Source organism: Frigoribacterium sp. PhB107 (assembly GCF_003751515.1).
In the GTDB taxonomy this organism is placed as follows: domain Bacteria; phylum Actinomycetota; class Actinomycetes; order Actinomycetales; family Microbacteriaceae; genus Frigoribacterium.
Map to the genome: position 1 here is coordinate 600,285 of NZ_RJKU01000002.1, position 11,809 is coordinate 612,093.

Consider the following 11,809-nt stretch of genomic DNA (forward strand, 5'->3'; position numbering starts at 1 on the left):
GGTATAGTCGAGGGCATGGTCGATCTCACCGCGCCCGAGCTGCCCTCCCTCACGCCCGGTGCGCGCCGCCTCCTCGACGCCGCCTCCGGCCTCTTCTACGACCGCGGCGTCCACGCCGTCGGCGTCGACACGATCGCCGAGGCGGCCGGCGTCACGAAGAAGACCCTCTACGACCGCTTCGGCTCGAAGGAGGCGCTGGTCGTCTCGTACCTGCAGCACCGCGACGCGAGATGGCGCGCCCACCTCGCCGCCCAGCTGGCCCGCACGCCCGAGCCCGGCCCCGAGCGGGTGCTCGCGGTCTTCGACGCGACGCTCACCTGGGCCGCCGACAACTCGCCCAAGGGCTGCGGCGTGATCAACGCGCGCGCGGAGGTGGGCGGCCCGGACGACGGCGGGCCGGTGCTGCCCGAGCTCACCCGGCAGAAGCGCTGGATGCTCGCGCTGGTCGCCGACCTCCTCGCGGAGGCGGGGCTCGGGCGGGGCGACGACGGCGCCCTCGCGCGGCAGCTGATGCTGCTGCACGAGGGCGCCCTCGTCACGCTCGGGATGGCGACCTTCCCCAGGCCGGTCGAGACGGCACGGGACCTCGCCGCGGTGCTGATCGCCGGCGCCCGTCGCCCCTGAACGGCCCCGGCCTCCGGGGACCGTCACGACGCCTCCGCCGAGGACGGCGAACGCGACGATCGTGAGCCCGGCGCCCAGCGCCGCGGTCAGCCAGCGAGGGGCGAGCAGCACGACCGGGAGCAGGACGAGGCCGGCGACGGCGTACTCGCGCAGCACGTCCCCGGGGAACACGAGCGCGTGCAGCACGCCGAGTCCGAGCAGGGCGGACAGCACGATGAGCTGGGCGCTCAGGCCGAAGAGGAAACAGAAGATCGGCACGAACCGCTGCTCGACCAGCACGCGTCACCAGCGTCGTGGAGCCTCGCCGCGAACGAGTCGTCCCCCCGGATGACGTCGCCGCGGCGCCGTCGTCCGGAGGGACGAGAGGGGAGAGCTGCCTACTTCTCTTCCTGCTTCAGGGCGATGCCGAGGGCGAAGAACGTGGGCGCCCAGTGGCCGATGAAGATGCCCCAGCGGTCTGACTGCGCCTTGTCGTTCGAGTCCTTGCCCTGCGACGCCAGCCAGGCGACGAGCGCGATGACGATGGAGGCGAAGCCGCCCCAGTAGGCGTGCTCGCTCTTGACGCCGAGGTCCGAGATGAATTTGACGGGGTTCATGGTGTTCTCCTGCAGGTCGTGGACGATCCGATGACGACAATCCACTCCCTCAGGCTGTGAGCGGCGTGCCAGGTCGGGGTGCACCTCCGAGTAGGCCGTCGACAGGCGTCCTCGTACCCCGACGCGTACCCCGGTCCACGCCCCGAGGGCGCAGCGGGGCTCCTGCCGTCAGTACGGCAGCAGCGTCGACGTGAAGGTCGCGCCCTCGCCCGTCACGTCCGGGATGACCCCCTGGACGGGGACCCGCACGGAGCCCACCGAGTTGAAGGTGCCGGTGGAGCCCGCGCCGTCGCTGACCGTCGAGGTGAAGACGGCCGACCCCTCCGTCGTGGCCTCGACCTGCCAGCCCTGGCTCGTCCAGTCGCCGATCTCGTAGACGGGCGTCGTCTCGAGCGTCCACTTCTGGTCGGTCAGCGTGTAGCCGGTCGGCTCGTTGAGGATCTGGAAGCTGCAGCCGGCGGGCTTGAGGTCGGGACTGGCGACGCACGCGGCGAGCCACGCGTCGACGGCGGCGCGTGCCGACGCCTGGCCCGTGTCGGTCAGCGTCGCGACGAGCGTGGCGGGGCTGCCGGGCGAGGAGGCGCCGGTCGCGATCCCGACGACGTCGTCCGCCGCGTAGGCGCCCGCCCCGTCGAGCGTGGCGGGGTAGCTGCCGGGGAACGCCCGCAGCTCGACCGTGTCGCCCTCGGCTCCGGCGTGGGGCACCTCGACGCCGGCCGCCGTCACGACGGCGGCGTCGGGCGCGCCGACCTGGACGGTGAGGGTGCCGAGCTCGACGGGCGTGAGCGTCCAACGGTCGAAGAAGAGGAGGTCGGTGCCGTCCTTCTCGAGCGTGAACTGCTGGTCGTACACGGCGCCCGCCTCGCCGCCCTGCTGGACGACGGCGTAGACGGCGGCCGTGTCGCCGTCGACGCGCGAGCCGGTCACGCGCCAGCCCGTGACCCCGTCGGTGACGCCCGCGTAGGCGTCGTTCGTGAGGAGCACGTCGCCGTCGCCGTCGCCGACCTCGGTGCCGTCGAGCGACATCGCCTGCTCGACGTCGCCCTGCTGCACCGCGTCGAGGTAGGCCATGACGGCGGCCTGCGGCTGGTGCGTGGCGGCCGTGCGGCCCACCACGACGGCGGCGACGACGCCGAGCGCGAAGAGCACGGCGGCCCCGCCGACCAGCAGCGTGCGACGACGGCTCCAGCCGCGACGCCCGCTCGGCGACGGCGACGGCGACGGCGAGGGGGACGGCGACGGCTCGTGCGGTCCCGGCGACGGCCTTCCGCTCGCCCCCGGTGCGGTCTGGCCCGCGGCCTGCGGCAGTGCGTCGTCGCTCATCTGGTCCCCCTGGTCAGTCGTGACCGGCCAACACTACCGCCGCCCTCGTCGGCGCCACGGGCACCTGCACGGTGAGGGGCTCGCCGCTGCCGAGGTGCACCAGCGCCCGCCCGGGGACGACTCGCGACGACACCATCGACCGTGTCACCCGGACGCCGACCAGGTCGCCGTCGAGGGTCGCCTGCGGGCTGAGCAGCGCCCCGCGGCGGTTCTTCTTCGCCTCGACCTGCCAGCCGGAGAAGCCCGCGCAGAGGCCGTTCGCGTTGCCGCCGAGCACGAGCGCCCGGCGGTGGTCGGCCGCCGACTGCACGAACGCGCGGAGCCACTGCTTCGCGCTGACGTCGAGCAGCAGCTCGCCGTCGTCGACGATCAGCGCCACCGGCCTGCCGTCGGGCGCGAGCAGGGGCGCGAGGTCGTCCTCGACGAGGTCCGAGCCGGTCAGCACGCCCCGGACGCCGGGGTGCCCGGCCAGCCCGCGGAGGGGCGAGGGGCGCGGGGCTGCGACGACGATCTCGGTGCCGGCCCGCAGCAGCGACTCGGCGATGGTGAGCAGCATCGTGCTGCGGCCGCTCCGCGACGGGCCGGCCACGACGAAGGTCGGGGCGTCCGCCTCGAGGTCGATGCCCTGCGCCGTCATCTCGTCGCCGCCCACGCCGACGAGGGCCCAGAGGGGGCGGCTGGCGTCGGCACCGGCCAGCTCGAGCGCCGCGTCGAGGTCGAGCTGGCTCGGCAGGTCGTCCACCCGCAGGGGGGAGGTGCGGCGGAGTCCCCGCGGCTCGACCGCCTGCAGGCGCTCGGCCAGCGCGCGCACGGCGGCCACCTGGGCCTGGCCGCTGACGTCGTCGCCGAGCACGCCGACCTGCACCTCGACGCCGCTCCCGGAGCGGAAGCCCCGGCCCGGGCCGATCTCGGCGGGCAGCGTCTTGTGGTCGATCGTGGCGAGGCTGTAGTCGAGCCGGTCGGTGAGCCGCAGCACGACCTTGTCGTCGGTGAGCACCGCCATCCGGCTGGTCAACAGCGACCGGTCGCCCGAGATGACGAGGTGCAGGCCCGCACCGGCCCCGTCGCGGAGCATGGCCTGCACCGAGTCGGTCAGCCGCCCGCCGTCGAGCTCGCCGAGGGTGCCGACGAAGTTCTCCCACCGGTCGATCAGCACGAGCACGTGGGGCAGCCGGTCCCCGGGTGCGGCCGTGGCCCGCTGCTCGGCGATGTTGGCGACGCCGGCGGTCCCGATCACCTCGTGCCGCCTCCCCATCTCGGCGACGAGGCGGTCGATCAGCCGGGTCGACCGCTCGAGCTGGGTGCGCTGCGCGATCGCGCCCGTGTGCGGGAACCCGGACAGCGACGTGATGCCGCCGTTGCCGCAGTCGAGGCCGTAGAGGTGCAGGTCGTCGCTCGACACCGCGGAGGCGGCCGCCGCCGCGATGCTCCGCAGCGCCTGCGAGCGACCGGAACCGGGGGCGCCGACGACGTAGAGGTGCCCGAGCTGGTCGAGGTCGATCGTGGCGGCGCGCTGCTCCTGCCGGTCGGGCAGGTCCTCGGTGCCCCAGCGGAAGGCGAGGGGCGCGCCCTGGCCGGCCCGCGCCTCCGGCGGGACCAGGTCGAGCGGCACGACGGCCTCGAGGGGCGGCAGCCACGGGCTGCGCTGACGACCGAGGCCCGACAGCTCCGTGGCCCGGCGCAGGGCCCCGACGAGCACGGTCAGGTCGGTCTCGACCGCGGTCGCCCCGGTGGCGGGCCGGGTCGGCAGGGCGAGGGCGGCGTCGCGCCAGTCGAAGAGGCGGACGAACGGGGGAGCCGTCGTGCCGTCGCTGTCGAGGGCACTCCGGCCGCCGACGCGGGCCGACTGGAACGGCACGACCGACGAGTGCCCGAGGCGCGCGTAGGCACGGCCGGGCAGCGACTTGGCGATGCGCGCCGCGTCGGGCACGTCGATCACGTCCGAGCTCTCGCCCGTGTCGGTCATGCGCAGGGCCACCCGCAGGTTCGTGTTCGCGCGGATCTCGGGGCTGATCACGCCCGACGGCCGCTGCGTCGCGAGGATGAGGTGCACGCCGAGCGACCGGCCGCGCTGGGCGATGCCGACGAGCCCGCTGACGAAGTCGGGCAGCTCCTTCGCCAGGGCGGCGAACTCGTCGATGACGATCAGGAGGCGCGGCAGGCGCTCGCCGAGCCCGCCTCGGGCCAGGTGCTCGTCGTGGTCCTCGACGTCCTTCGCGCCCGAGGCGGCCAGGACGTGCTCCCGCCGCGTCAGCTCGGACCGCAGCGACCGCAGCGCCCGCTCGACGAGGTGGCTGTCGAGGTCGGTGACGAGGCCGACCGTGTGCGGCAGGTCGGCGACGGCCGCGAACGCCGCGCCTCCCTTGTAGTCGACGAGCACGAACGTCATGGCGTCGGGCCGGTTCTCGACGGCCAGCGACGCGACGAGCGTCTGGAGGAACTCGGACTTGCCCGACCCGGTGGTGCCCGCGACGAGGCCGTGCGGGCCGTCCGAGACCAGGTCGATCGAGAACGGGCCGTCGATCGAGACCCCGACGACCGCCGAGGTCGAGGCCCCGCCGTCGCGCCGCCAGCGCTCGGCGAGCAGCTCGCCGGTGGGGTGCTCGAGGCCGAGGACGGGCAGCAGCGCCGCCGAGTCGGGCACGAGGCCCGCGGTCTCGCTCGAGCTGAGGTCGCGGATCGGCGACAGGTCGCGCGCGACGTCGTCGTACCAGTCGTCGACGACGAGGTCGGCCAGCACGTCGTCGAGGTCGGCCCGGCCCTGCTCGCGCACCGTCAGCCGCGTGTCGGCGTGCTGCACGACGGTCGCCGTGCACTCCTCGGGCAGCTGCCACTCCTCGGCGTCGAGGCAGACGACGCGGATCCCGTGCTCGGGACCGTCGCGCAGCAGCCCCACCACGCCGGGCATGGCGCGCAGGCGTCGGGCGCCGTCGAGCACCACGACGTACTCGGGCGAGAACCGGGCCGGGCGGGAGGAGTGCGACGCCGTCGACGCCGCCCGCCTCTCCTGCAGCACGAGCGAGAGCTCGGCCAGGCGCCGGCCGATCGTCTCGCCGTCCGCGCCGATCGCCGCCAGGGCGTCGTCGCCGTCGCCCGGGCGCGCGTGCGGCAGCCAGGTCGTCCACTCCCACGCCGGCAGCGACGCCACCGAGGTCAGCACCACGAGCCGCACGTCGTGCGGGCTCTGCGCCACGGCGAGCTGGCCCACCAGCCAGCGGCCGAGGAGGCGCGGGCGGCTCCCGGCACCGGCCACGCCCAGCACGCCGGTGCGGGCCAGCGACAGCACGACGGGCACCTGCCGCGTCGTGCCGGTGGCCGTGCTCCGCTGGTCGGTCGAGCGCTCGTCCTGGATCTCGACCGTGCTCGGCAGGTCGGCCGTGCCGACGCGGACGTGCAGGTGGTCGGGGTCGGTCGGGCGGCGTTCCCAGAGCCGGTGCGTGGGCACGCGGGCCGCGGTGCGCAGCTCGGCCGCGTCGGCGGCTCGCGTGCGTCGACGGTCGCGCTCGGCGTCGATCGAGTCGTCGACCCAGCCCTCGATGCGCGCCACGAGCTCGCGGTGCTCGGCGAGTGCCTTGCCGTGGCTCTTCTTGCCGTTGCGGCGGTTCGTGACCGTCGTGCCGATCATCATGATCGGCGACATGAAGGCGAACATCAGGTAGAACGCGTGCTGGAACGCCACGGCCATCACGATCCCGAAGACCGCCGGCACGGCCGCCATGATCCAGGGCAGGGGCGAGCGTTGAGGCGGGGCGGGCACCCGGGGGATCACGTACTTCACCGGCGGCGTCGGCGGCAGCAGGCGCGGCGGGCGGTTGAAGTCGACCCAGCCCGAGTCGGGCGCGCGCAGCAACACGACGTCCGGGACGGTCGCGGGCAGCGCGGCGAGCACGGACTCGCCGAGGCGCAGCCGGGCCTCGGGCGGCCACGGCGTCCACTCGTCCCCGAGCGGCTCCTCCTCGAGCAGGGCCGGGGCGGCCGCGCCGCCGACGCCCTCGGGCAGCACGGCACGCACGCGGACGGCTGCGTCGAACGAGACGTCGACCTCGGCGACGGCGGGCAGGTCGGCGACGCCGGTGACCAGGTGCCCGTCCGGGTCGACGGCGAGGAGGGTCCGGCCGACGACGAGCGGCGCGGAGCGGCCGGCCCCGACGCCGCCGACGAGGCGCAGGTCGACGACGCCGGGGGCGGCACGGCCGGGAGGCGCGGAGCCGACGTGCAGGAGCGCCCCGTCGAGCAGGCCGCTCGTCGCGAAGGTCGCCTGCTCGTCGACCCCCTCGGGCATCCGCGAGACGGTGCCGACCTCGCGGCCGATCGCGTCGAGCACGAGCGCGAGCGGCGTCTCGCCGGGCGCGTCGACGACGAGGTCGGAGCGCGTCCCGGCGACGTCGTCGGAGACGGTGAGGACGACCCTCATCGGGTCGCCACGGCGTCGCCCGGGCGGGTGGCGCCTCCTCTGCTCGCGTCGCGCCGACGGCCGGCCGGGGCCGTCCCCGGGGCGACCGGCAGGGAGGGCACGGACGGCGACGACGGAGCGCCCTCGGCGGCGGGCCGCGGCAGCCCGGCCGGCACGGCCACGGCGTCGTGGCCGTTCAGCGCGACGTCGACCCAGCGCAGCTCGCCGACGGCGTCGCCGACCAGCGTGCCGTCGCGGCGCGCGGTCAGCTGCCAGCGCACCTGGTCGTGGTGGGCGAGGAGCACGACCCCCCAGCCGTTCTCGGGTCGCTCGAGGGCGGAGCGGAGGGCGGTCCAGGCCGAGGCCGAGGGCACCTCCGAGAGGAACAGCACCCCCGAGGAGGCGCCCGTCACGACGACGTCGAGGGCGTCGTCGAGCGACAGCAGGGCACCGGCCGCCACCTCGTCGTCGCGGACGCCGACGCGCAGCACCGCCGTCGACCGGCTCCAGGGCGAGGTGGCGAGCTGGTCGGCGATCCGGCGCGCGACGGCCAGGCGGGCGGACCGGTCGCCGTCGATCCCGAGGACGCCGTGCAGCGCGTGCAGCCCGACGAGCACACGGCCCTCGGCGGACGACCCGAGCGCGACGACCGTCGCGAGGCCCTCGGGGCGCCGCGCCGGCAGCGCCTCGAGCTGCACGAGCTCGACGGGGGCCGACCAGCGGCGGCCGTCGCGGCTCGTGCTCCACGGGGCGGGCGGCGCGACGGTGGGCGTGACGAGGTCGACGTCGATCCGCTCGGAGCCGACCACGACGCGGGCGAGCCCGGGGAACACCACGTGCTCGCGCTCGCACGACGCGAGCAGCACGCGCAGCGCGCGGTCGGCGGCCCAGGTCGCCGAGGGGTCGCCGCGCACGTCGTCGGCCCAGGCGACGGCCTCGACCTTGACGACCCGGCGCGACGCGACCCAGACCGGGATCGTGAACGCGAGCACCGCGACGGTGAGCAGCACCGCGACCGTGAGGGCCAGGTCGCCGAACGGCTCGAGCATCGGGGGCAGGTCGACCGCGAGGGCCGTGGGCGTCACCGCGCCGACGACCGTCACCGCGCCTCCTCGGCGGCCGCGACGGCGAGCTCGACCGGGGTCGGGTCCTCGCCCGGCACGTCGGTCCAGCGGAACGTGGTCATGATCGAGTCGAACAGCTCGACGAGGGCGTCGGCGAGGCGCTCGCTCGGCTCGTCGCCGTAGACGGCCGACCAGGTCAGCACGACCCACCTCCCCGGCCGGTGCGGCACCGAGATCGTGTAGACGACGCGCCTCGACCAGGTGCGCTCCCACGAGCCCTCGGCCTGGTCGGAGGCGATCGTGACGGCCGTCCGGGCGGCCGCGGCGCCGTCGACGTCGCGGAGGCCGTCGAGCTGTCCGGCGTCGCTCAGCAGGTCGGCGACGATGCGCACCGGCTCGGTCTCGGACTCGTCGTCGACCTCGGCCTCGCTGAGGCTGACGGGCAGGGCGAACCCGTCCATCGACGCGGGCAGGTAGACGGCGTTCGCGCCGGCCCGCCCCGCCTCCTCGACCGCGTCCGTCAGGCGGCGACGCAGCTGGCGTCGCAGCGGCTCCGCGCTGTCGCGGGGCAGGTCGTCGGGCAGCGCCTCGCGCACGATCCGGTCGACCTCGCGCGCGAGCTGGGCGGTCTGCTCGGCACGTGCCGGCAGCCGGGCCCAGCCGACGGGCAGGGCCAGGGCGAAGGAGGCGGCGGGCGCCGCCGTGGGGGAGGTCGCGGTGGTCATCGGCTCGTCTCCTGCAGGTCGTCGGCCCGGTCGACGAGGCGTACGCGTCCGGCCAGCTCGACGACGGCCGGCGTCTGGAGCGGCACGAGCCCGAGGTCGGTGCTGCGCCACGTGGTGGTCACGTCGAGGCCGTCTCGTCGCGCGGCGGCGGTGACGGTGACCCAGACGCGGCCCTCGAGGTCGAGGTCGAAGCGGGTCACGACGACGCCGGGGCCGACGTCGTCGGGCAGCTCGTCGATCAGGGGCGCCTCGAGCGGGGAGCCGCCCCGGGCGCGGCCGAGCTCGAGCAGGTCGGGGGCGTCGTCGCCGGTCAGGCCCGCGTCGACGATCACGGGCAGGGGCCAGGCGCCCGGCACCGAGAAGCCGGCGGCGAGGCGGGAGGTCTCGCCCAGCGTGGCCGCCATCGCGAGCAGGCCGTCGAGCGCACCGTCGACGTCGAGCACGGGGGGCGTGACGCCGCCGGTGCGGTCCACCTCGTCCGAGAACGCGAAGAGGGCCGCGGCCGCCTCCCGCCAAGGGCCGGACGCCATGTCGGCGGGCGGCACGATCAGCCAGGCAGGCGGGTCGACGTCGACGACGACCGTCGGGCGGGCCGGGGCCTCACCGGTCACAGCTTCTCCGCCTCGGCCTCGGCGACGGAGGGCGTGCCGCCGGGGAAGTTCGCCTTCGCGTCCTCCCAGCCCGTCCAGCGGGCGAGGTCCTCACCGAGGCCGGTGGGGTTCGCGCCGAGGCTGAAAGCGGTGCTGCCCCAGCCGAACACCTTCGAGCCGCCCGTGAAGTAGACGAGCTCCTGGACGCGCATCGAGGTGAGGCTGATGCCGCTGGCCTTGGCCTTGGTCGCGATGTCAGCCAGGCCCTTGAGCCCGTCGACCCCGATCAGCTTGTCGAGCGACCAGCCCTTCTCGCCGAACTGGTCCATGATCGCCTTCTTGTCGAACTTCAGGATGTCCCCGGTCCGGCCGACGTTCCACCAGTTCGGCTTGACCTCCCCGAGGTCGGCGGCCTTGAACTGCTTGACCGCCGAGGCCTGGATCTCCTTCATCCGCACCGGGAGGTCCTTGAGGCGCGTCACCGTCGCCTCGACCGTGGCGCGGCCGGCCAGGAGGTCGTCGAAGATCTGCTTGCGCTTGACCGTCTGGTTGGCGGTGAACGCCATGGCCGCGTGGGCGTTCTTGGTGATCTTCGCCGTGTGGGCGGCGCCCCCGGCGATCATCGTGCCCTTGGTGACGTTCGTCGCCTTGGTGATCAGCGCACCTGCTCCGAGCGACAGGATGCCGATGCCGGCCATCAGCACCGTGACCCACGACGCGTCGCCCATGGCCGCCTGCGCGATGGTCGCGGCGAACGCCACGCCGGCGGTCACAGCCGCCATCAGGCTGACGAAGCCGAGCCCCGGGATGATGATCGCGATGATGGCCAGGGCGATCCCGATCCACGTGAGGATCTTGATGAGGATCGCGAGGAACTTCTTGAAGAAGGCGCGGATCTTGTCGCCGAGCGTGTCGTGCAGCCCGTCCTTCCAGGCGCCCCTGATGGTCGAGGAGGCGGCGTGCCCGGCCGCGTCGAGGTCGGCCTGGGCACGGCGGAGGTGCGCGATCGCGGCGGCGGAGGCGCCCTGGGCCGAGTCGAGCGCGGCGTCCTTGGCGCGGCCGGCCCCCTCCTCCTCGCTGGTGAGCGGCGGGGCGTCCTTCGGTCGGTCCTCGCGGGGGTCGGCCATCCCGGTGGCCTGCGACATCGAGTCGCGGGCGGCCACCGCCTCCTGCAGGGCCGAGGCCGACTCGGCCAGGCCGTGCTCGAGCTGGGGCAGGTACGACCGCAGCGCGTCACGGACGGCGTCGTAGCGTCCGGACATCTGCTCGAGCGAGGCGCCGACGGCCTTGCTCTTCTCGCGCACCTTGTCGGCGCCCTGGCCCTTGAAGTGCGTCTCGTCGCCCTCGCCGATGCGCTTGAGGACGTCGGCCTGCTCGTGGATGGTGCGGGCCATGTCGTCATAGAAGGCCGCGAGCACCTTCACCTGGTCGACGTCGGCGGACATCGGGTCGTCGTTCTCGTGCAGCAGCGACCACTCGCCGGGACGCGCGCCCATCAGACGGTCTCCGTGCTGATGCTCTTCGCCATCTCGCCGTCGGCCTCGTCCCAGGTCTCGCTCATCTCGACGAGCTTGTCGTGCAGCTTCGAGACGTCGTCCTTGATCTTGGTGCGGTGGATCTTCCAGTCGCCGGCGAAGTCGCGCATGGCCTTGTTCAGGTCCCTCTGGCCGAAGATGTCGTGGTTCTCGTCCCGGCCCGACATCTGGTTCCCCAGTTCGTCGCGCACGCGGGAGAGGGAGTCGATCGAGGTGCGGAGGGCTTCTCCGTCGACGATGAGGTCTGGCATGGGGCGTCCGTTCGTGGGGCAGGCCGAAGGAGGTGGGGCGGTTGAGGTGGGGGCGAGGGGGAACGCCGAGGTCCCGCCCCGCGACGGGGGCGGGACCGCGGCGACGCGCTACTTGAGCGCCTTGGCCAGCTCGGAGTCCGTCTGCTCGAGCGCCTCGGCGGCGCTGTTGAGGTACGAGCTCATGCCCTCGAGGCCCTGGATGGTCTTCGTGGCGCCGTCGTTGAACTCCTGGTAGGAGGCGCCGAAGGCGACCGACGACTGGTCGGTGACGTAGCCGCCGCTGATCAGGCTGTCGACCTGCGCCTTGAGCTCGCGGAGCTTCGACTCGATGTCGGCCTCGCCGTTGGTCAGGCGGGTGGCCGCGTCGCGCATGTCGCCGTAGGTGACGTTCAAGTTGGGCATGGTGCTCCTCGGGGTCGTCTTCCGTGTGGTCGCCCGGGCCGCGTCGGCCGGGCGTGATCGGTGGCCCGCCGGGGCGAGCCGAGATCGAAGCTAGGGGCCGACGACCCCCGATCGGGGGTCGGTCACGCAGTGTTAATCTCGACGACCGAACGACCTGGTGCGCCGTCGAGGCCCGTACCCACGGGCATCGCGCGCGTGACCGGCGTTTATTGCGCGGTGCGCACGAAGTTGCACAGAATTGTGCAGGTGGCGCAGTTCACCCCGCCGTTCACCCGCATCGGGGTACGTCCGAGTGCGCGATCCGAC

10 protein-coding genes are annotated in these 11,809 nt (G+C 74.3%); 1 reads left to right on the plus strand and 9 read right to left on the minus strand.

Annotated elements, in window-relative coordinates; translation table 11 throughout:
• Positions 1-15 precede the first annotated feature (15 nt).
• Positions 16-624, plus strand: coding sequence for a TetR/AcrR family transcriptional regulator (locus EDF18_RS11025; RefSeq protein ID WP_123547842.1), 609 nt, complete (start codon positions 16-18; stop codon positions 622-624).
• 377 nt (positions 625-1,001) lie between these two features.
• Here the strand turns inward: EDF18_RS11025 and EDF18_RS11030 are convergent, their stop codons facing one another.
• The 9 genes from EDF18_RS11030 to EDF18_RS11075 form a co-directional block, all read right to left on the minus strand.
• Complete coding sequence (locus EDF18_RS11030; RefSeq protein WP_123547843.1) at positions 1,002-1,220, minus strand: hypothetical protein; 219 nt, start codon at positions 1,218-1,220, stop codon at positions 1,002-1,004.
• Between the two features lie 168 nt (positions 1,221-1,388).
• Positions 1,389-2,543, minus strand: coding sequence for a hypothetical protein (locus tag EDF18_RS11035; RefSeq protein ID WP_123547844.1), 1,155 nt, complete (start codon positions 2,541-2,543; stop codon positions 1,389-1,391).
• 13 nt (positions 2,544-2,556) lie between these two features.
• Entirely contained in the window at positions 2,557-6,957 is a 4,401-nt protein-coding gene (locus EDF18_RS16355; RefSeq protein WP_158614665.1) for an FtsK/SpoIIIE domain-containing protein, read from the minus strand.
• Positions 6,954-8,039, minus strand: a complete 1,086-nt coding sequence (locus EDF18_RS11050) for a hypothetical protein (RefSeq protein WP_123547845.1) — start codon at positions 8,037-8,039, stop codon at positions 6,954-6,956. Before EDF18_RS11050 ends, EDF18_RS16355 begins: the two co-directional genes overlap by 4 nt.
• On the minus strand, positions 8,036-8,725 hold the full coding sequence (locus EDF18_RS11055) for a hypothetical protein (protein ID WP_123547846.1): 690 nt from the start codon (positions 8,723-8,725) through the stop codon (positions 8,036-8,038). The genes EDF18_RS11050 and EDF18_RS11055 overlap by 4 nt, the downstream gene beginning before the upstream one ends.
• Positions 8,722-9,336, minus strand: a complete 615-nt coding sequence (locus tag EDF18_RS11060; RefSeq protein ID WP_123547847.1) for a hypothetical protein — start codon at positions 9,334-9,336, stop codon at positions 8,722-8,724. Before EDF18_RS11060 ends, EDF18_RS11055 begins: the two co-directional genes overlap by 4 nt.
• Positions 9,333-10,811, minus strand: a complete 1,479-nt coding sequence (locus tag EDF18_RS11065; RefSeq protein WP_123547848.1) for a hypothetical protein — start codon at positions 10,809-10,811, stop codon at positions 9,333-9,335. Before EDF18_RS11065 ends, EDF18_RS11060 begins: the two co-directional genes overlap by 4 nt.
• On the minus strand, positions 10,811-11,101 hold the full coding sequence (locus EDF18_RS11070) for a hypothetical protein (protein WP_123547849.1): 291 nt from the start codon (positions 11,099-11,101) through the stop codon (positions 10,811-10,813). Before EDF18_RS11070 ends, EDF18_RS11065 begins: the two co-directional genes overlap by 1 nt.
• Before the next feature lie 108 nt (positions 11,102-11,209).
• Positions 11,210-11,503, minus strand: coding sequence for a WXG100 family type VII secretion target (locus EDF18_RS11075; protein ID WP_123547850.1), 294 nt, complete (start codon positions 11,501-11,503; stop codon positions 11,210-11,212).
• Positions 11,504-11,809: the final 306 nt, after the last annotated feature.